General features: G+C 39.9%; 19 protein-coding genes and 1 pseudogene. 3 read left to right on the top strand and 17 right to left on the bottom strand.

Going from position 1 to position 19,962, the window contains the following annotated elements; all coding sequences use genetic code 11:
- Positions 1-658: 658 nt before the first annotated feature.
- The 10 genes from LXF01_RS03635 to acnD form a co-directional block, all read right to left on the bottom strand.
- Positions 659-916: a hypothetical protein gene (locus tag LXF01_RS03635; RefSeq protein ID WP_180021364.1), complete on the bottom strand. Its 258-nt coding sequence runs from the start codon at positions 914-916 to the stop codon at positions 659-661.
- A gap of 105 nt (positions 917-1,021) precedes the next feature.
- Positions 1,022-1,231, bottom strand: a complete 210-nt coding sequence (locus LXF01_RS03630; protein ID WP_180107296.1) for a hypothetical protein — start codon at positions 1,229-1,231, stop codon at positions 1,022-1,024.
- Between the two features lie 216 nt (positions 1,232-1,447).
- Positions 1,448-1,939 carry a DUF2569 domain-containing protein gene (locus LXF01_RS03625; protein ID WP_078192325.1) on the bottom strand — a complete coding sequence of 164 codons (492 nt, stop codon included), beginning with the start codon at positions 1,937-1,939 and terminating at the stop codon, positions 1,448-1,450.
- A 148-nt stretch (positions 1,940-2,087) separates the two neighbouring features.
- A complete protein-coding gene (locus tag LXF01_RS03620) occupies positions 2,088-2,663 on the bottom strand; it encodes a DUF4126 domain-containing protein (protein ID WP_111884815.1) in 576 nt (191 codons plus the stop codon).
- A gap of 127 nt (positions 2,664-2,790) precedes the next feature.
- Positions 2,791-3,006, bottom strand: coding sequence for a zinc ribbon-containing protein (locus LXF01_RS03615; protein ID WP_111884814.1), 216 nt, complete (start codon positions 3,004-3,006; stop codon positions 2,791-2,793).
- 60 nt (positions 3,007-3,066) lie between these two features.
- On the bottom strand, positions 3,067-3,486 hold the full coding sequence (vapC, locus tag LXF01_RS03610; RefSeq protein WP_078192327.1) for a type II toxin-antitoxin system tRNA(fMet)-specific endonuclease VapC: 420 nt from the start codon (positions 3,484-3,486) through the stop codon (positions 3,067-3,069).
- Entirely contained in the window at positions 3,486-3,716 is a 231-nt protein-coding gene (locus LXF01_RS03605; protein ID WP_078191134.1) for an antitoxin, read from the bottom strand. Before LXF01_RS03605 ends, vapC begins: the two co-directional genes overlap by 1 nt.
- 67 nt (positions 3,717-3,783) lie before the next feature.
- The gene (locus LXF01_RS03600) at positions 3,784-4,446 is read right to left on the bottom strand and encodes an AbiTii domain-containing protein (protein ID WP_257233995.1); all 663 of its coding nucleotides are present in this window, start codon (positions 4,444-4,446) and stop codon (positions 3,784-3,786) included.
- Positions 4,376-4,681, bottom strand: a complete 306-nt coding sequence (locus tag LXF01_RS17505) for an AbiTii domain-containing protein (protein ID WP_257233996.1) — start codon at positions 4,679-4,681, stop codon at positions 4,376-4,378. The genes LXF01_RS03600 and LXF01_RS17505 overlap by 71 nt, the downstream gene beginning before the upstream one ends.
- Positions 4,682-4,763: 82 nt before the next feature.
- Positions 4,764-7,382, bottom strand: coding sequence for a Fe/S-dependent 2-methylisocitrate dehydratase AcnD (acnD, locus tag LXF01_RS03595; RefSeq protein WP_180173143.1), 2,619 nt, complete (start codon positions 7,380-7,382; stop codon positions 4,764-4,766).
- A 591-nt stretch (positions 7,383-7,973) separates the two neighbouring features.
- On the opposite strand from acnD, the gene LXF01_RS03590 reads away from it, so the two are divergent.
- Both LXF01_RS03590 and ygfZ read left to right on the top strand, forming a co-directional pair.
- Complete coding sequence (locus tag LXF01_RS03590) at positions 7,974-10,073, top strand: multicopper oxidase family protein (protein ID WP_233945014.1); 2,100 nt, start codon at positions 7,974-7,976, stop codon at positions 10,071-10,073.
- Positions 10,074-10,190: 117 nt separating this feature from the next.
- A complete protein-coding gene (gene ygfZ, locus LXF01_RS03585) occupies positions 10,191-10,916 on the top strand; it encodes a CAF17-like 4Fe-4S cluster assembly/insertion protein YgfZ (protein WP_233945013.1) in 726 nt (241 codons plus the stop codon).
- Positions 10,917-10,952: 36 nt separating this feature from the next.
- Here ygfZ and LXF01_RS03580 read toward each other — a convergent pair whose 3' ends face one another.
- The 4 genes and pseudogenes from LXF01_RS03580 to LXF01_RS03565 form a co-directional block, all read right to left on the bottom strand.
- A complete protein-coding gene (locus LXF01_RS03580) occupies positions 10,953-11,438 on the bottom strand; it encodes a hypothetical protein (RefSeq protein WP_233945012.1) in 486 nt (161 codons plus the stop codon).
- Entirely contained in the window at positions 11,431-12,828 is a 1,398-nt protein-coding gene (locus LXF01_RS03575; RefSeq protein WP_180173488.1) for an AAA family ATPase, read from the bottom strand. The genes LXF01_RS03580 and LXF01_RS03575 overlap by 8 nt, the downstream gene beginning before the upstream one ends.
- A 113-nt stretch (positions 12,829-12,941) precedes the next feature.
- Positions 12,942-14,120: pseudogene (locus LXF01_RS03570) on the bottom strand (PQQ-dependent sugar dehydrogenase).
- A 207-nt stretch (positions 14,121-14,327) separates the two neighbouring features.
- Entirely contained in the window at positions 14,328-14,573 is a 246-nt protein-coding gene (locus LXF01_RS03565) for a hypothetical protein (RefSeq protein WP_078191141.1), read from the bottom strand.
- A 250-nt stretch (positions 14,574-14,823) separates the two neighbouring features.
- Between LXF01_RS03565 and LXF01_RS03560 the strand changes: the two genes are divergently transcribed.
- Positions 14,824-15,630: a tetratricopeptide repeat protein gene (locus LXF01_RS03560; RefSeq protein ID WP_078191142.1), complete on the top strand. Its 807-nt coding sequence runs from the start codon at positions 14,824-14,826 to the stop codon at positions 15,628-15,630.
- 72 nt (positions 15,631-15,702) lie between these two features.
- Here LXF01_RS03560 and LXF01_RS03555 read toward each other — a convergent pair whose 3' ends face one another.
- The 3 genes from LXF01_RS03555 to LXF01_RS03545 all read right to left on the bottom strand — a co-directional run bounded on the left by LXF01_RS03555 (position 15,703) and on the right by LXF01_RS03545 (position 19,947).
- Positions 15,703-16,632: an AEC family transporter gene (locus tag LXF01_RS03555; protein ID WP_180109755.1), complete on the bottom strand. Its 930-nt coding sequence runs from the start codon at positions 16,630-16,632 to the stop codon at positions 15,703-15,705.
- Positions 16,633-16,713: 81 nt separating this feature from the next.
- Positions 16,714-17,829: an NADH:flavin oxidoreductase/NADH oxidase gene (locus tag LXF01_RS03550; protein WP_180156350.1), complete on the bottom strand. Its 1,116-nt coding sequence runs from the start codon at positions 17,827-17,829 to the stop codon at positions 16,714-16,716.
- A gap of 12 nt (positions 17,830-17,841) precedes the next feature.
- The gene (locus LXF01_RS03545) at positions 17,842-19,947 is read right to left on the bottom strand and encodes a TonB-dependent receptor (protein WP_233945011.1); all 2,106 of its coding nucleotides are present in this window, start codon (positions 19,945-19,947) and stop codon (positions 17,842-17,844) included.
- Between the last annotated feature and the right edge of the window lie 15 nt (positions 19,948-19,962).

Below are 19,962 nucleotides of genomic sequence, written 5' to 3'. Positions count from 1 at the left end.
TAACACTTGGCTTAGGACTATTTTTACCGGAGATGCCTGATGATCTTTAAGCTTATGTTGACTAAACTGGTGTCGTTTGTTTTATGCGGATTAAAGGAGTAATGATTCATTATTCTTTTTTATTTTGGTTTAAATTTTTGGGGTGGTATAAGAGAAAACAATATTGTTTACTTCAACTATCATCACTTTGTAAGTCATGATCTTATAGCCTATAAACTTCTGGTTTATAGCGTCCTAAGCTGAATCGAGACCTTTTGGGTGAGTACTGTACACGTGTTTTGCACCACTGACAGCATGCTACTCTTTTCAATCTCTATCACACCCTTGAGATATACTTTAACCAAAGAGGATCGGGATTAATTTCCTAAGTTTTTCTAATTTTCTGCAAATTCAGCAAATTTTTTCAGCCATTTTAGGTTTAGCAGGATATTTTATCTTTTCAGCTCATTTCAGCGTTTTTTATCTGCAGATTTGCCCAATTATAAGAAAATTTTCTTTTACAACAGACAAAATGTCCAAACACAGCGTCAAATTTAAAAATATATCGCCGCTGAACATTCATCCATTAACTTCATACAAAACTCCGCCCTTTGAGTAGAGATCTAAGCCTATCCATGTTCTGCAGATATTAGGGTTGATCTTTTCAACGTGGTGTTGGTCAATGAACTAAATAGCTTTGTACCCACTGTGCGCTAAACCACCAACCACTACATGCCGCCATACCACAGAGTAAATTGGCCAAAATTTTATTCATTCGGCTGAGGTCTGATGTATATATTTTGAGATTGATCAGATAAGCAATCACTGCATATACCAGTCCAATCGCACCACCAATGATGATCAGGATCAAAGGCCATGCTGCATAGGCATGCGCCTCTGCTGGATATTTTGTAGAACGGATGGTTTCTGTGGTCATGCCGTATATCCTATTCATAACGCGATTACCTGTTTTAGTTAGCAATTTCTGCGCCATTTTTCTTGGGTATACAGCTTTATTTCAAGGTTAATGCATGTTGAATTTCTAGCTTTGACTACAGCATTTATCGCAACCGACCACTTTTTCTGTTGGCCAACTCATACGTGCACGCTTATAAGCGAGTTCGAAATTGGCAAAATAACCAATCAATATTTGCTGCTCAAACTGCGGCATGTCTACACATCCTTGCGTACCATTGTGAATTAAATGTGAGCCATTCATTAAGGCATTTTCATCGACTATAAATTTAATCATCTACCATTCCCCTCATTATTTTTTATAAAATTCAAAGATTAATAAATCCATATAAAAATTATGTGATTTATAATCACATACTAAAATTATGCCTTTATTGTTCAAAAATCAATCGGTATTTAAAGATTTTTTTAGCCGTCTCGTGGATAACTTAAACGCAGAATGATGTGCTCTTTTAGGACAGATAGTGAAATTGCTCGATAGTATTTTTTTCGCTTAAGCCGAGTGCTTGGAATGTTGAGTAAAGGTATTTTTCACTCGAACTGACATCAACAAATACGGCGTCCAAATCAGACAACCCATAGTACTCGTCGCTAACTGCATGATGGTCTCTGTATCAAATGCATTTTTATCGGTGAATAGCACACTCAAAATGGCACTATCACATAACTGTACCAATAAAAAACTTGCCATAAACGCAATATAGAATGTTGGAAAGTAAAGATGCTTACTAAAAAATAAGTAGACAGCACAAACTGAAAGTAAGAAAAATACAATATTTAAGATGCTTTCTATATAGAGTAAATACATCAGAGTTGGATAATAAAGTTCCGATTTTTGATCACTTATTTGACTTAACGCCTCATTTTGAAAAAGTTGATATAGGCTATAAATATCAAATGAAAGCAATAGTAGTGATAGGACAATTTTTATCCCCAACACAATAAGCCACCCGCCCAAACCTTTTAAATTCCTCTGATTGTTCATTTTTTTGTATCACTTCTTATAATTTTAATAATCTTTATCAAACGCTGAAAAACTCGATTTCGGATTTTTATTTCTATATTTATTAAGCAAACACGCAGATCACTCACTCTAAAAGATGGATTCATTTTAGAGTGAAATGTTGATTGGTTTATAAAGGGGTGTCGACCTGTACAGTTCGTTTCTGACGAATGCGGCGAACCAGCCAGATCACGATTGCAATCACTAAGATCACAACAAAAAATGGAACTAAAAAGGCCAATACTGACAAGACTGCAGCACCAATCCACTCTCCAGTAGATAAGATGGGGTTTGCAACGCCACCTGTGGTTGCGGTAGATACACCACGCGCAGCGACAGTACTCATTTGCACTGCTGTTGCTGTACCACCACCGACAATAATTGCTGCCGCCCAACTGGCAAACTGTGACATTTCACCTGAGCTTACTGCCATTGTGGCAATCGTCCCTGCAATCATGGCTGCAGGTGTTGAAATGGTGTCGAGCGCATTATCTACCCAAGGAATATAGTACGCGGCAATTTCACAAACCGTCGCAATTGCTAAGCCAATACAAACCGCAGGCATAGACAACCATTCGAATCCTTTCATCGGTTCGAATAGTCCTAAAATGGAAGCAACACTCATCACCAATAAAGGTACAAAGACACGGAAGCCACAGGCAGCACTTAAGCCAATACCAATACACAGTCCTAATATTGTTTCCATGTGCTTCTCCGAACAGTTAAATGTGCAATTTGTTTTTATATATGCAGTGTTATACGTTAGCAAAAAGCCCTATCGAGTGATAGGGCTTTTCTTTCTAAACAGCGGATAACTGTTAGTGTTTTGCAGCTTAGGCATTCTTATTGTTAAATTGATTGCCTTGGCATTTGGTACACGGTGGTAAACGATCAGTACCAATTTCTAAGTAAACGCGGTGTCCGCATTGAACACAAAAATAGAAGCCTGTTCCGGGTTTTTGACCAGCAGTAACCATTTTTGTTCTCCATGTGTTTTTAGAAATGGTAGATTCAGTATAACCCTCTTGTGATGAATGTCTATTGGTCATTTCGACAATTGATAATGGCATTTAGGCAAAGCATAATTTCGAATGGAAATTTTGGTGGGTTTACAGAGATTTGCTGAGCCAGTTCTCAACTTGCAATTCGTCTACACGCAGAAATTCTTTTTCATTGTTTGTGACCATGACCCAATTATTTGATCGTGCATGAGCAGCTAGCCATAAATCGTTATTGCCAATTATTTGCCCCTGAAGCGCTAACTGTTTTCGAATTTGAGCATAGTGTACGGCGGTGTGTTCATCTAACTCTATAACAGGAATGATTGAAGTTAATTCATCGATAACTTTGAAAGCTTTGTCTTTCCATTGGCTTTTTTCCGCACCAAAGCGAAGTTCACCTAAAGTAATCACTGAAATAAAAATATTGCCGTCAGGTAAATGTTTTTCAAAATGCTGACGTACAATTTCGGGTTGATGTTTGGTGATATAGATACAAATATTTGTATCCAATAAATATTGTGTTGGCATTAGAACTCTTCTCGTTCTTGCGGTGGTTCATCCACTCTTGTTTCTGCATAAAAGTCGTCTGGCATTTGCGCCAAAACTTTAAATAGTTGATCTGCTGTGACTGGTTTTTCTCGCAATATGACTTCGTCACCTCGGCGGAAGATTTCTACTTCTTTGCCTTCAAAACGAAATTCTTTGGGTAAGCGAATGGCTTGACTGCGGCCTGTCATAAAAACTTTTGCGGTAGTCATAGCACTACTCCAGCAGTTTTGATATATACCTTATGATAGGTATTTTTTGAATATTTTTCAATCAATACTATATATTTAATAATGAACTTAAATATGGCAAAACAGGCAAAACTAATCCACTAACAACAGTTGCATGATCAGACATAAAACTTATTAATTCCTTATATTTTTCACTATATTTTACAGTTCCAACATTCCGTCCTAGCTCTTCTACTTTATTCTCTAGCTCTTGTAAAACAGAGTTTTCATCACTATTTTCTTCCTGAATCTTAGTAATTATCTCCAAGAATTCTTTTGGAATTTCATTATTTGTAGATTGTTGAATACCGCTGTTGCTATTCCCCGAAGCTAAATTCCCAACATTTCCTGAAATATTTATATTAAAAATCTGACTCACCTTATCTTGTGGGATAGGATTCGTGTTCAATTTTGCTTCTCCAGCTTCAGGATTAATAACTTCTATTTCTAATACGAAATTTAATATTTTTGTTTTTACAATATCAATAATCCCCTCTAATTTTGTAGAAGGTATAACTTTCCAAGCCTGTACACACACCATATTCTTATAAATTTTATTGCTAAACATAGCCACAAAATTTGCGTCCCACGGTTGTTGTAACAGTTTACCCTTTTTAGCATTTATTACTAGTGACTCAAATTCAGCAATTGGACCAGTTAATGAAACCGTTGTTAAATTCTTTAGGAAAGCAATTTGATGGAATGTCAGCATTTCTTAGCCCAGATCCAAATGCACCTGAAAAATGACCTTTTGAATTAACATCGTTATAAATTCGATAAGAAGGAATACCATCTAACGATTCATATCCATTAAGCTCTGAATCAACCCATGTTTTAAAATCTTCATTTCCTAATCGATAAGCTAAAACTTTACATCTTCTTAATAAATCAGAAACTTTAATATTAGAGTTTACTGCATCGTTCTGAATTTCTCTTAAAAGAGACATTTTTCATTTTCCAAATAATAAAGCCATATCTGACATATGGCTTTATTGAATTATTTCAAGTATTAAAAGGACTTATTTTAAATTACGCCACATTTCCTTCCAAGAAATCCTGTGCAAAGCGTTGCAACACACCACCCGCTTCATACACATGCACTTCTTCTTCAGTATCCAAACGGCAGGTTACAGGCACTTTAATGATTTCATTTTGACCATTCTCAGTTGAACGCTCAATCACCAAAGTCAAATCAGAGCGAGGTGCAATATTACCAATCACACTATACAACTCAGTACCATCAAGCTTTAACGTCTTACGGTCAGTTCCAGCTTTAAACTCAAGCGGTAACACGCCCATACCCACCAAGTTAGTACGGTGAATACGCTCAAAACCTTCCGCAACAATCACTTCAACACCAGCAAGACGCACACCTTTCGCAGCCCAGTCACGGCTAGAACCTTGGCCATAGTCCTTACCTGCAACAATGATGAGCGGTTGCTTACGATTCATATAGGTTTCAATCGCTTCCCACATACGCATTACTTCGCCTTCAGGCTCAACACGCGCCTTAGAACCCTGCTTGATCGTACCGTCAGAACGAACCACCATCTCATTGAACAATTTAGGATTGGCAAATGTTGCACGTTGAGCAGTCAAGTGATCCCCACGGTGCGTTGCGTATGAGTTAAAGTCTTCCTCAGGCACGCCCATTTTATGTAGGTATTCACCTGCTGCCGAATCCATCATGATCGCATTCGATGGTGATAAATGATCCGTGGTAATGTTGTCACCCAAAATCGCAAGAGGACGCATATTTGCCAAAGTACGTGGCGCAGCCAAAGCCCCTTCCCAATACGGCGGACGGCGAATATAGGTACTTTGCGGACGCCAGTCATATAACGGACTTGCTGCCTGAACACGCTCACCCAAATCAAACATTGGGATATACACTTTTTTGAATTGTTCAGGTTTCACTGCTTCTTTCACCAATGCATCAATTTCAGCATCAGACGGCCAAATGTCTTTTAAGTAAATTGGGTTGCCGTCTTTGTCATTACCCAACGCATCTGTTTCGATGTCAAAACGGATCGTACCTGCAATGGCATACGCCACAACGAGTGGAGGCGAAGCCAAGAACGCTTGTTTTGCATAAGGATGGATACGGCCGTCAAAGTTACGGTTACCTGAAAGTACCGCAGTTGCGTACAAATCACGATCAATAATTTCTTGTTGAATTTTTGGATCTAAAGCACCTGACATACCATTACACGTGGTACATGCATACGCCACGATACCAAAGCCGAGCTTTTCTAAATCACCGAGTACACCAGCTTCTTCGAGGTATAAAGCCGCAGCCTTAGAACCCGGTGCAAAAGATGATTTCACCCAAGGTTTACGCACAAGTCCTAACTCATTAGCTTTACGTGCAAGTAAGCCTGCTGCCACGGTATTACGTGGGTTAGAAGTGTTTGTACATGAGGTGATTGCTGCAATGATGATTGCGCCATCAGGCATTAAACCTTCAGCTTCTTGCGCACGTGCTGCTTCTAAGTTACCTGCAATGCCTTTCGCTTTTAAATCAGCGGTTGATACACGTGCATGTGGATTCGATGGACCTGCAATATTACGAGTGACTTGTGATAAATCAAAACGTAGTACACGCGGGTATTCTGCCGCTGTCATATCCGACGCCCAAAGACCAATTTCTTTGGCATAGCTTTCAACCAATTTCACTTGATCCGCTTCACGGCCTGTCAAAGTCAGGTAATCAATGGTGTTTTGGTCGATGTAGAACATCGCTGCCGTTGCGCCATATTCAGGGGTCATATTCGAGATCGTTGCACGGTCACCTACAGACATGCTGTCTGCACCTTCACCGAAGAACTCTAAATAAGCACCGACGACACGTTCTTTACGCAAGAATTCTGTAAGCGCTAACACGATATCAGTTGCGGTAATGCCTGCTTGACGCTGACCGACAAGCTCTACACCAATGATGTCGGGCAGACGCATCCAAGATGCACGTCCCAGCATCACGTTTTCAGCTTCTAGACCGCCGACACCGACAGAAATCACACCCAATGCATCAGTATGCGGCGTATGTGAGTCTGTGCCCACGCAAGTATCAGGGAATGCGACACCATCACGGTTTTGAATCACTGGAGACATTTTCTCCAAGTTGATTTGGTGCATGATACCGTTGCCCGCAGGGATCACATCGACATTTTCAAATGCTGTTTTGGTCCATTCAATGAAATGGAAACGGTCTTCGTTACGACGGTCTTCAATCGCGCGGTTTTTCTCAAATGCGTCTGGGTCAAAACCGCCAAACTCTACAGCTAGAGAATGGTCAACAATCAGCTGCGTTGGAACAACAGGATTGACTTTTGACGGGTCACCGCCTTGGTCTGCAATCGCATCACGCAAGCCTGCAAGGTCAACCAAGGCTGTTTGACCTAAGATGTCATGGCACACCACACGTGCAGGGTACCAAGGGAAATCGTGGTCTTGTTTGCGGTTAATCAGTTCTTTTAAAGACTGTTCTAAGATTGCAGGGTCGCATTTACGAACCAACTGCTCTGCAAGGACTTTAGATGTATATGGGAGTTTTGCGTATGCGCCTGGCTGAATATCTTCTACGGCTTGGCGTACATCGAAGTATTCTAGCTGGGTGCCTTGCAGCGGTTTACGGTAGTTGTTGTTCATAGCGTTCCTGCCCTCGGTCTTTCATTTTTTTGCGTTGTCTTTTTCATAGACAATTCATCTTTGTTCGATAGGCATACTACACTGCCGAAAACCCATTTCCCAAATCTGATATATTTCATAGAGTTAAATATAAAAACAGGGGTTTTTGAAATATTTAGTTACACTAACTTTGGAATATTCGCTCTAAATGTGAATTTTTTTGAAAAATAGCTGCAAATCCGCCTCATTCTTTAGTCTAAGGAAAATTGCACTGCATAATATTTAATCTAAACAGCAACCAAATTGATTAAAAATCAGTCTTATCAATTTTAGTATTTAATAATCAAGGCATGAAATTATTTTATTAGCTCATTGCGCCTCAAAGTCATAATGTGAATCAAAACACGGTTTTATTATTTATTTTATCTTAATTCTCAATTTATCCCTATTTGCAGGGATAGCGTCGAATCACCCCACTCTCAGATAATAAAAGCACGACATACAAGCACAGTAATTCGCTGTACTCGCCAAAATAATCACAATATTTACAAAACCTTAGCTAAATAAATCTGCGATTACTGTTCAACCGTCATTATGCTTTGGGGAAAGATCATGACAAAATTTAAAACCATCATTGGGGCTGGCTGCCTCTTAAGCTGTCTCAGCTTCATTGCCTGTGGCGACAACGACCAATCGACAACGGATTCGACGATTCAAGAAGAGGAAGTAGACTCACCGACTGTCATCTCGAATCCACCACGTTTGAAAGCCAATGCACAAGGTGAGCATGAACTGCTGATTGCCTATAAACGCCAAGCCTTATACGACCCTGAAACGGGTGAAAATGACCTATTACAGGTCAGAGGCTATCTGACTAAACCTGAACTCTGGAACTCTAAAAATAGCGATGGCAGTGTTTCTGATGTGTTGGTCGGCCCACAAATTCGTGCGAAACAAGGTGACAATTTAAAAATTCATCTGGTCAATCACCTCCCTGTTGAATCGACGGAGACCTGTCCAAGTCCAGTGACCAATATTAACCAAGGGAACTGTTTTAACACCACAAATTTACATACACATGGTCTTTGGGTTAGCCCGCAAGGAAACAGTGACAACGTATTTTTGAGCTTAAAACCTCAGCAAGATTTTCATTACGAATTTAAGATCGAACCGAATCATCCTGCGGGAACATTTTGGTATCACTCGCATGTGCATGGTTCAACCGCGATTCAGGTCTCAAGTGGCATGGCTGGCCCTTTGATTATTGAGGGAGAGAGGAAACCTGTCATTCGTCAGGGGCAAATTCAGCAGACTGGAGATTTGGACATCTTATGGAAAAATCAAAAAACCCAGCAGTATGACCATGAAAAAATCATGCTATTCCAGCAGATTCAATACAATGAAGATTGCGACAGCAATTTAAGCCAAGTGAATGGTACACCCTGCATCTATAGCTTAGAAGATTATTCAAAACTCGATATACCCACCTCATGGGCGGATGAAAATCGTTTTACCAGTATCAATGGCAAAATGTTTGGTGAAATTAAGGTGGATCAGAACCAATACCACCGCTGGCGCATGATTCACGGCGGTATCCGTGACACCATTGGTTTGACCATCAAAGAACTGCCTGATTCTGCGCTCTTTACCGCAGAGCAAACCCTGAGCGAATGTCAAAAGTATCAAAGCAAGTCGATGTCTTCACAGTTTAAAACGCTAAAAACATTACCGTTATATACCCTTGCACAAGACGGCTTGACCATGGGGAAAATCCAAAAGCAAGGGATTGAAATTTTTCAGCCGGGTTATCGCTTTGATGCCATGCTCTCTTTCCCGACCACCAATAAATACTGTGTATACGATGCCAAGCTGAATCTGGAAGATGAAATTAATGCGCCTGAATCAAGTCCATTACTTCGTCGCGCACCAGAAGAAAAACTCAATACACAGCTCCTCGGTTGGGTCAATGTGCAAGCAACTCAACTACCGCAGCAAACGCCGTTTAACTTCTTAAAAAGTCAGGCCACCCAACTAAAACTGGCACCAGAAGTGATTGCACAGCTCGAACAGGGTGATTTATCAGCCTTTATCTCGCATGCGAGTTTAATAACTGCTGAAGTCGATGAAATGCTCAAAACGATGGCGAAGCAAATCACCAACTTTGACATTCTGTTCAATACAGATGGCAGCTTTAAATTTGGTATTCGTCATGCCGAAGAAGGGACCTTGATCAGCTTTGGCGATGCCTACCATGATGAAGACCATACCCACCATAGCTATGTCCGCAAGCTTCCAATCGGGCAAACTCAAGAGTGGGAGTTAAGCAGTAATGTTGCCAGTCATCCCTTCCATATTCATGTCAATCCATTCCAAGTCGTGAAAATATTGAATGAAAATGGTGTCGATGTCAGCGCCATCGGCAGCTCAGATAAAGATGGTGCAGGAAATATTGACTCGCAATACCATGGAATGAAAGGCGTTTGGAAAGATACGCTCTTCGTCAAACACGGCTATAAAATCTTTGTACGCAGTAAATACGAAAAATTTGAAGGCGACTTCGTTCTGCACTGCCATATTTTAGACCATGAAGATCAAGGCATGATGGAAACCGTGCGTATTTGTGGCGATCAATATGATTGTAATAGTGAACCGCCTTCGCATCATTCCACTATGGATATGACTGCAAGCGATATGCCGACACACAATCACTAAGACAGATCTCTGCTGTACAAAAGCCCATATCAATATGGGCTTTTTGTTTGCCTAACACTGCGGCTTGCTGCAAAATAACATGATTAATGATATCTAAAATTTATACTGAGGCTGGTCATGACAACGTCTATGGCATTCACATCTTTTTCTCTCAACGGTGTCGATGCACAAAAATTTCTACAAGGGCAAGTGACTTTGCATGTTGAACGCCTTGAAGAAAATGCAACACGTTATACTGCAATCTGCGACCTCAAAGGCCGTATTCACTTTGGTTTATGGCTCACCAAACACAGTGCTGAAAGTTTTTCTATTGTCACTACAGCAGATCAAGCCGAAGAATTTGCCAAACATATTAAAAAATTTGGTGCATTTTCTAAGATGAAACTTGAAGAAACTGGTACAGTTTTTCCAAGTTTAGTGGCTGATGAAACGACATTTACTTCGGAACCGACGGATGTTGCAGCATGGGAAGTTCAAGCCATTCAAGCGGGTCAGGCCTATATTGACCAAGCCATTGAACATGTGTTCCAACCGCAAGAGTTACGTCTACATCAGCGTGAAGGCGTCCACTATGACAAAGGCTGTTATTTGGGTCAGGAAGTGATTGCACGCTTATGGTTTAAAGCCAAACCGAAAGCTTGGCTGCATGCGATTTCAGGTACAGGCGCTACTCCTGCACAAGGCGAACAGCTGAATAAAGGCGTACAAGTCGTCAATAGCGCGGCTGTAGAAAATGGTTATGTAGCTTTAGTTGTGGCACGCCCAGAAGCTTTAGAAGAGTTAGATGTGACAGTTTTAGCCTTGCCTGAAGCATTGAATGGTGATGTGGCGCGTCCGCAGTGATAATTGATTTTAGCCCTCAATCATGAGGGCTAATTTTTAAGATTGATTTTGATGATATGTTTTTAAATCCTCATCTAAAGACCAAATAAAAATCTCACTCATTGAAAATTTTGAACAACTTTTTTCAAATTCTTTGATGATGCTTAAATCACCAAAACTTGTTCCTTCTCCTGTCCTAGTCGGTGATTTATTTTTCTGAGCATGTGATGGAAACTCATGTAGCCATTCTCTAATCTTTTCCTGAGTATCCCAATCTGCAATCCGGAATGGAGCTTCCCCCGTAAAAGTTTGTTCTAGTGTTTCAATAAACTTTTGAGCGATCGCACGTCGAGTATTTCCATCACCATTTTGGGCAATATGATTACCAGTTTCAATCACCACTGCCATTGGAATAATAAAGCTACAATCCAATTTAATAAATTCAGAAAATTTTTCTAAAATTTCTTTTCGTTCTTTATTTCTATTAGGTACATCTAAAATATTTAAAAGAATGCTCGTATCAATCAAACAAATACTACTCATTTGATACTCCACGTATTTCATTTAACCAAGATAGCGCTTTTTGCTTTTTATCATCTTTAGATATCGGATTTTTTACAAAACGATCCACAATGCCTTGAGTGACTAACTCACCCAATGGTCCCTGTGAAACTAAGCCAACATAATCATCTAGGTCTGATAAACGAACTAAACGACTATCGCCCTCTGTAGGATCACGATATGCAAATACAACATCACCCAAAGCTTTGTCTGGCAATGCATCCATTAAGGCAGGATTATGTGTTGAAAGCAGTAATTTTAGTTTTTTCTTTTCAGCAAAGTAAAACATAGTTTCTAATAGATATTTAGCTCTCGATGGATGTATTCCATTGTCTATTTCTTCTATAACAATTGTTGAATTTTGTGATGCAGATATTATTGCAGCCGCAATTCCTAAAACTCTTAGTGTTCCATCTGAAAGTAATTCTGTTCCCCATTCTTGCTCTTGGCCTCCAAAATTTTCAACCAATGCCAATTCAACACGATCACGATGGTCTTTATAAAATTTTAAACTCTTAAAATCTTGTTCAGGTAAACTTCTTATAAATTTAAGAATATCATTTTTATGATCAACTTGTTGATTTTCCCATAGTTGATATAAAACTCCCGATAAATTTTGACCATTCTGATTTAAGTATTTTGCACCTAAACTTTCATTACGCATTTTAGAAGGTATAAAATCATAAAAGTTTATACCAACAAAACTCCTTAACCGAACTAATGCCAAATTATTACTTAATAATTTGGCATAAATAAACTGTTCTTCATTTTTATCCTTATGCAAATAAGGTTTTAATTGATCATCTATTATCGTACTAGCTAATTCTAGAACAGAACTATCACTATCCACATCATATGTCTGATGTTTAATATGGATCCCTTTTTCTTCAAAAGCAGGGATAATTAGCCTATTCTTACTAAGAAATTCATCTAATAAATCATTGGTATTATCATCAAGATATTCTTTTTTAATATTTTCAACATATAAAAATCTTTCTTTATTTTTATATAATGTTAAATACTCATCTTTAACAAGTAAATTACCATTCTCATTCACCCCAATAATAAATTTCCATAGGTCAAAATGATTTAAAGAACCTTCAACAAAAGAAACCCCTAAACTAATTGTTTTTTCATCTTTACAAAATAGGTCTCGAACATCCCCACGAAATATTTTTTCAGAATCATTAATTCTATTTTGTATCGTAGAAAGTTTTTCACCGCCTGCAAACCAACTTAAAAAACGAAAAGCTTCAATAGCATTCGACTTACCAGAAGCATTTGCCCCTATCATCAATGTAATAGGCGCTAAAGGTAATGTTTGACCTGTTTTATAGCTTTTAAAATTTTCGATCCAAATGCTTTCAAGCATATTGTTGCCTTAACATCTTTAGAAATATAAAATTAGTCTATCCGAAAGCATAAAAACATTCAAAAACATTCCTGAAACAGCTTTTCTCCATAGTTGAAATGATAAGAATAAAACTAGCTTTTCCGTCTCACATAATAAATCACCCCTGCCCGATCATCCGAAAAATAAAAAGATTTTTCATCGATCTTATAAATATCTGCAGGTCACCCATACACCTTTTTACCGACTAAAAAACCATCCATAAAGGTTTCAAGTTTTTGTCCTTTACGCATCATTGCAATTTGATAGCCATGGCCAATCGCTTCGTCGGTAGAGCCATGCAAGGCCACTAAAAATGTATTTTTAATGGTGTCATCTGTGTCTGGATGATCAAAATAATCAAAACCCAGTGCTGAGGAATGCGAAGGGAAATAAGCATAGGGCGATGGAACATTTTTACAGCCTGATGCACGTTTAAATTTAGAGTCCGCCAAGACATTGCCCAGCTATGAATAACATGCGGGCCAACCATAATCGACATCCTGTTTTAGCGCATAAAAAGTTTCATCTGGCTTTTTACGTCCCAAATGATCAGCACCTTGATTGGTCGCAAATAGAAATCTACCGATCCATTTTAGCCCAACAGCATTACGCAAACCTGTCGCATAAATCCGTTGCTCTGAACCATCAGGATTCATCTCAATGACGGAGGCTCGTACTTTTTCTTTTTCAACACAGGCGTTACAACTCGAACCAACCGACACATAAACTTTTCCATTTCCACCGATAGCAATCGTCCGCGTCAGATGCCAACCGCCGTATTTATAACTCAAACCATAATCGGGAAATGTCGCTAAAACTTCAGCCTTACTCGAAGGCTGAGTTTCTCCTCTACTAAATTTTTGCCGTGTCAATCGATGCGTTTCCGCCAAATAGAGCCAATCCTGTCCTTGAGCATCGGTATAAAACTGAACTGAATTTGGATTTCTCAAACCAGTCAAATAAGGAATGATTTTGCCAAATTTACCGGTGTCAGCATTCCAATCATCCAATATATACACAGTACCTTTTTTATTATCTGTTAGATCATACATATCCGTGACAAACATTCTGCGATCAGGTGCTTGCGCAAAAAAGCGTACCCGTTTGAGACCATCAGCAGCAGGAATGATCTCGAAATTTGTAGGCAAATTTAAAGAAAACTGCTTGCCATTTTTTAAATGGATTGGATGAGGTACCAGCTTGGGTTGTTGAGCCCAACTGGTCATTGAACAAACGAAACTAAGGATCAAGATGGCACTTATTTTTATCATATTTAAATACATCTCAATGAATCATGTATATCTGTATTCATCATAGATGCCTTGTATCTATTTTATTCAATTTATATTTTTATAAAATATTATACTTTTGAAAATTAAGGTTTTTTAAATCACATACGCTGGTGCAGTACACAACAAACAAAAATAAGGAGGAACTTTATTCCCCCTCATGTTTTCGTTTTTAAATCATGATTTTAATCAAAATCCATGAAACAACTTATTCATGTCTTTGCATACATATTCTTTAAAATGATAGGCGCGCGCATGTTTGGCATCAAATTTAGCTTCTAAATCGCCTTTTTTGAAAATATAAACACGATCCTCTTTACTGACTAAAAACTCTGCGCCCAGTTTCATCAAAAGCGCATCAATTTTATCTTCATCTGCAATCGATTCATCTGCATTAATTTTATCGTAATTGCGTTTAATGCCTTTAATAAACATCGCGCTGCCTCAGAGAAAATAACAATGCGCGATTAAATCAGAGTCCTGCTTTTTTGCAAAGGCTTTTAATGCAATAAAGTCATAGCATTTAAAGTGCAAATGGCAATCAACATTATTTTATAAAAACGCTTTAAATCACAATTCCTCACTTTACATTTACGTAAATCTACCTATGATGTAAAAACCGACAAAAATAACCACCAAAACACATAAACGGAATTATGTGTATGATTTACAAAAAGGTTTTAAGATGAAAAAAATCCTACTCGCAAGCATTTTAGCAATGAGCACTCAATTCGCTTTTGCTGAAACTAAAACAGATGCCGTCGATCCTGAATTTGCTAAAGTGGAAGCCATGGTCAAGGCCAAAGATATGAATGGCGCCTACCAAACACTAAGCAAGCTTGCAGCAAAAGGTAATGCTCAGGCCATTTATAATTTGGGCTATCTTACTCAAACAGGTCAAGGCGTAGCGAAGGATGAGAAAAAAGCCATCCAACTCTATGAACAGGCTGCAGCCAAAGGCTACCCTGTTGCAAACTATGTTTTAGGTAAAAATTATGCAACGGGCACACTGGGCTTAAAACAAGACACCAACAAGGCCAAACAATATTTAGAACGCGCATCTTCGGCAGGGTTTGACGATGCCTCCATCGACTATGCCATTTTACTTTTTGCAGAAAATAAACCTGAGTCAGATAAATTGGCACTCAGCAAACTTGATCCGCTGATTAAAAAAGGCAACTACCCTGCGATTCATGCCAAAGCACTTTATGACATCAGTGCAGGCTTTAAAGCTAAAAATGAAAAGCCTATTCAGCAAGGTCTAAATAGCATTCAAGAATTAGCAAAAAAAGGCTATGTCCCTGCATTGATGGCGGTGGGCAATATGTTTGTAAATGGCAATATCATCCCGCAAAATTTGCCTGAAGCTAAAAAAATATTTAGCGCATTAGCCAAAGAAAATATTCCCCAAGCCAAAGAATCTTTGGCAACCGTGGATAAAATGATTGCTGAACAAGCCAAAGCACCTAAAGCCAATGCGAAAAAGAGTTAATTAAGCATTAAAAAAAGCCCTGCACATGCAGGGCTTTTTCATGGGTTTAAGCAAATCTTGAGCTGATCAAAATCACGCCCACCACAGACTGATTAATACACCTGTTACGACAAAGCCCAAGATGGTACTCATCAACAAAGGCGTTAAGGTCTTTTCATTTAAGCCATAAACTTGCCCAAGAATGGCAAAAATCGTCGGCATCGGTAATGCGGCAATAATCGTCCCTGCATATAACATCTCTTGGCTGACATCAGTCAAATAGCGTAAGCCTAAATAAGTCAGTAAAGGCATCACCAAGTTGCTTGAAATCACCAAATAGAAGCTCTGAGCATTCACATACTTTAAGCTCATACCGACAATCCCTCCACCAATTGCAAACAGCGCCAGTGGTGAAGCCGTTTGACCTAACATCGCCAGTACATCATTGATTTGATGAGGTAAACGAATTTGGAAAATTGCAAACCCAATTCCTAACATTACCCCTGCAAAGAGTGGATTTTTTAACAGGGTCATTAAGGTATTTTTGATGATGTCGCCAATATTGGCTTTTTGCTGTGAACTTCCTAATTGTGCAAGGATCAGCACCGTTGGAATCAGTAGCACACTTTCAATAATGACGATTAGTGAGGTATAGGTCATCGCATTTTGACCGACCAACAAGCTTAGCACTGCAGTGCCAATTAAGCCTGTATTTGACATGCCAGCGCCTAGTGACAGTACCGCTGTTTGCGACATATTATTTTTAAAATGTGTCGACAATAGCCAATAGGCCATGCCATACAATAAAAATGTGACTCCGGTATAAACAAAGAAATAGCCGGGATACCAAATTTGATGCAAATCTTTAGAAGCTAATGACTGAAAAAACAAAGCCGGCAGTGCAATCTTAATCACAAATGCACCAATGGTTCCGACCTGTTCTTTACTCAATAAACTGCATTTTACAGACAGATATCCCAAGGCCAAAAGAAAAAAGATTGGACCAATCACCTCAAAGACCATACGAAATATCCTGTGTAATAGACTCTTCCATCCACACCCTCAACCTGAGAGTGTAGATCGGACCGCTATAAATTTTGATAATTAGAAAGCCGTAAATTGACTTCTTTGTGCATGAGGCTGACAGCGTAAGTACTGCGGAGAAATTTTTAGGTTTTCACCGAGTTCAGCAGCGGCATGCCATGGCCAACGCGGGTCATATTGAATTGCACGAGCAAGACCAATCGCATCTGCCAGACCATATTGTAAGATGCCTTCGGCTTGCATTGCTTCGGTAATTAAACCCACAGCAATTACGGGAACCTGAACGGCTTGCTTAATGGCTTCTGCAAAAGGCACTTGATAACTGGCTTGTAATTGAATTTTTTGCGCAACATCTAAGCCGCCACTAGAAACATGAATATAGGCTGTGCCTAGTTGTGCAAGCGCTTTTGACAAACCAACAGCAGAGTCTAGATCCCAACTCGGTGCTTCAGTATATTCCATCCAGTCGGTTGCGGAAATACGCACCCCAATTGGATAATCTTCAGGCACGGCATTTTTCATGGCTTGGAACACTTCAAGCGTCAGCCGAATGCGATTTTCCAGACTGCCGCCATATTCATCACTACGCTGATTCGACAATGGCGACATAAATTGATGCAGCAAATAACCATGTGCAGCATGTAGTTCAATTAAGTCAAAGCCTGCATCTACCGCGCGTTTTGCTGAATCGGCAAAGTCTTGAATGATCTGCTGGATTTCATCTCGGCTTAAAGCATGGGGTGCATGATCTGTGGCATTAAAGGGCAAATCACTTGCTGAAACAGTTTGCCATCCTTGAGGATGATCTGGGGGTAATTGTCCACGTCCTGCCCAAGGTTTATCTGTCGATGCCTTACGACCCGCATGTGCCAGTTGGATAGCAAATGGCATAGGGGAAAGTGATTTCACCTTGGCCAATAGTGCCTTCATCTGTGCGCGTTGCATATCATTCCAAAGGCCGAGGTCTGCATAGCTAATGCGCCCCTCTGCCTGTACAGCTGTTGCCTCGACGATACAAAGTCCAGCACCTGACAATGCATAATTCGCCCATTGTTGCTCATGCCAATAGCTTAACTCCCCTTGCTCATTGGCAGAATATTGACACATGGGTGCAATCACGATTCGATTACTCAGCCCCAATGTTCCAAACTGAATTGGTTGAAATAACAACGCCACATCACTCTCCTTTTAGAAGGCTTTGGTCACACTCAATCCTGCACTCCAATTCACCCCATCCGCGGGTTCAAAGAAGCGTCCGTTTCCATCATTGACGATCACTGAACCGACATAGTTCTCATCAAACAAATTATCTGCACGTACATAGGTTTTGACTTTCCAATCTGCTTGTTTCCACACATAACCTGCGTTGGCAGAAACCACGGTATAGCTCGACGCGGCATCACTGTTGGCATCATCGACATAGACTTTATCCATATAGCGAACATCTAGGCCGGCATTAAAGCCAATATCTGGCTGCCAATTCAGTGCGGCAAACGCTTGGTTTTTGGCGATACCCGGTATATAGGTGCCTTTGACGACATCGCTGTCAGGAATTGCAGCATCAAAAGTGGCATCGATATAACTGTAGCTTGCTTGCGCGCTTAAATCTCGCCATAGCTGTTTATTCCATGAAAGCTCAACACCTTCACGTAAGGTTTTATCGGCATTTTTATAGGTTGCACGACCATTGATACTTCCTGCAGAGACGATGTCATCTTGGGTTTTACTTTGGAATACTGCTGCAGTGAAATTCCCCCATGCATTTTGTGATTTAAGCCCAAGCTCGTAGTTATCGCTACTGGCTGGTTTTAAATCAAAATTCATGCCGTCATCTTTGGAGTAGGCCATTTCTGTAAAGGTTGGTGTTTCAAAACCTTTGGCATAACTGGCATAGGCATTCAGTTGAGGCGCAATATTCCAGCTTACTGCTGCTGAAGGTAAAACTTTGTCATAGTCAGTTTTACCGCTGTCATCCTTATTTAAACCCACGACATATTTATCGTCAGATTCATAATGAACATTGCTATATCGTAGCCCTGTATCTAAAGTCCAATTGGGTAAAAAATTCCACGAAGCTTGGACATAGGGGTCTAAATTCCACAAGGTGTTATTTTCATTTCGACGAATATTGCCTTTCTTGCCAAAATTTCCATTGGCATCAAAATTTTCATAGCCCTTACGGTCTTCATCCATATAATCAAAGGCAAGGCCTGCAGTAAAACGCGTATTCGGCAAGAGGTCTTTGCCTGTCCAGCGAATATCTGTTCCATAATAATCACGGCTAAAATCAATCACACCACCTGCATGGCGCGCATTATTTTGTGGATTTTTGGGGATGGACTGATACTGCACCACATCACGTTGCCCCATATATACCATTGCATTAAGTTCATGCTGATCATTCAATGGTTTTTTCCACGTCAACCCAGTTTGAGTTTGGCTAATTTCCTTACGTACATCATAAGTATTATTGGCATCATTAACTTGTTTCGGATTTTGACGCAATTGCTCCCGATTCAGACCTTGTGGGTCATCGGCATTGATATCCACATGATTCACAATCCAATTAACCTTGGAACCATCATCCAGATCCCAAGTCAGTTTTGCATTGCTAAGTACCTTATTTGCGGAACTATGATCACGGTAACCATCAGTTTCAAAATAAGAAGAACTCACGACATAGCTAGGTTCATTGGCCTGTTCTGAGCCACCTTGCAGCACAATGTCAGCACGACTTTTATGATGACTGCCGCCCGAATAGCCGAGTTCGATAGAGTCTTTTCCAGTACCTTGCTTGGTTGTTGTTAAGATTGCCCCACCCGAAGAATTACCGTATAAAGAGGAAAATGGCCCACCCAATACCTCGATATGATTTAAGCTACTCATATCGATATTTGATGTCTGTCCCTGACCATCCGGCATGGTCGCAGGGATTCCATCAACATATAAACGGATACCACGCACACCAAATGTTGAACGTGCGCCAAAGCCTCGCATAGACAGTTGCAAGTCTTGTGCATAGTTTTCACGGTTATTCAGTTGTAGTCCGGGCACACCTTTTAAGGTTTCAGACAGATTCACACCCGTATTGTTATTATTTTCAGCCTGCTGTACCCGGTATACCGATGCCGGTGTTTTTAACCATGTGGTATTGGTTCGTGGTGCTTCAATGGTAATCTCAGGAAGTAAAACAGGTTCCGTAGAACCTGTTTCTGCATACAACTGTTGGCTAATACATGCCGTCAGGCAAAGTAAATGTGTCTTAAATGATGTGACGTTAAATTTACTTTGCATAGAGCACCTATTTTG

Source organism: Acinetobacter sp. SH20PTE14, assembly GCF_021391555.1.
Classification (GTDB): Bacteria; Pseudomonadota; Gammaproteobacteria; order Pseudomonadales; family Moraxellaceae; genus Acinetobacter; species Acinetobacter amyesii.
Note: the sequence above shows the minus strand (reverse complement) of the source record. Positions and strands in the feature narration are given on the sequence as shown.

Bases quoted from the DNA above. Each gene is read 5' to 3' on its own strand.
- LXF01_RS03635 (WP_180021364.1), bottom strand. From the start codon at position 916: ATGACCACAGAAACCATCCGTTCTACAAAATATCCAGCAGAGGCGCAT.
- LXF01_RS03630 (WP_180107296.1), bottom strand. From the start codon at position 1,231: ATGATTAAATTTATAGTCGATGAAAATGCCTTAATGAATGGCTCACAT.
- LXF01_RS03625 (WP_078192325.1), bottom strand. From the start codon at position 1,939: ATGAACAATCAGAGGAATTTAAAAGGTTTGGGCGGGTGGCTTATTGTG.
- LXF01_RS03620 (WP_111884815.1), bottom strand. From the start codon at position 2,663: ATGGAAACAATATTAGGACTGTGTATTGGTATTGGCTTAAGTGCTGCC.
- LXF01_RS03615 (WP_111884814.1), bottom strand. From the start codon at position 3,006: ATGACCAATAGACATTCATCACAAGAGGGTTATACTGAATCTACCATT.
- vapC (WP_078192327.1), bottom strand. From the start codon at position 3,486: ATGCCAACACAATATTTATTGGATACAAATATTTGTATCTATATCACC.
- LXF01_RS03605 (WP_078191134.1), bottom strand. From the start codon at position 3,716: ATGACTACCGCAAAAGTTTTTATGACAGGCCGCAGTCAAGCCATTCGC.
- LXF01_RS03600 (WP_257233995.1), bottom strand. From the start codon at position 4,446: ATGCTGACATTCCATCAAATTGCTTTCCTAAAGAATTTAACAACGGTT.
- LXF01_RS17505 (WP_257233996.1), bottom strand. From the start codon at position 4,681: ATGTCTCTTTTAAGAGAAATTCAGAACGATGCAGTAAACTCTAATATT.
- acnD (WP_180173143.1), bottom strand. From the start codon at position 7,382: ATGAACAACAACTACCGTAAACCGCTGCAAGGCACCCAGCTAGAATAC.
- LXF01_RS03590 (WP_233945014.1), top strand. From the start codon at position 7,974: ATGACAAAATTTAAAACCATCATTGGGGCTGGCTGCCTCTTAAGCTGT.
- ygfZ (WP_233945013.1), top strand. From the start codon at position 10,191: ATGACAACGTCTATGGCATTCACATCTTTTTCTCTCAACGGTGTCGAT.
- LXF01_RS03580 (WP_233945012.1), bottom strand. From the start codon at position 11,438: ATGAGTAGTATTTGTTTGATTGATACGAGCATTCTTTTAAATATTTTA.
- LXF01_RS03575 (WP_180173488.1), bottom strand. From the start codon at position 12,828: ATGCTTGAAAGCATTTGGATCGAAAATTTTAAAAGCTATAAAACAGGT.
- LXF01_RS03565 (WP_078191141.1), bottom strand. From the start codon at position 14,573: ATGTTTATTAAAGGCATTAAACGCAATTACGATAAAATTAATGCAGAT.
- LXF01_RS03560 (WP_078191142.1), top strand. From the start codon at position 14,824: ATGAAAAAAATCCTACTCGCAAGCATTTTAGCAATGAGCACTCAATTC.
- LXF01_RS03555 (WP_180109755.1), bottom strand. From the start codon at position 16,632: ATGGTCTTTGAGGTGATTGGTCCAATCTTTTTTCTTTTGGCCTTGGGA.
- LXF01_RS03545 (WP_233945011.1), bottom strand. From the start codon at position 19,947: ATGCAAAGTAAATTTAACGTCACATCATTTAAGACACATTTACTTTGC.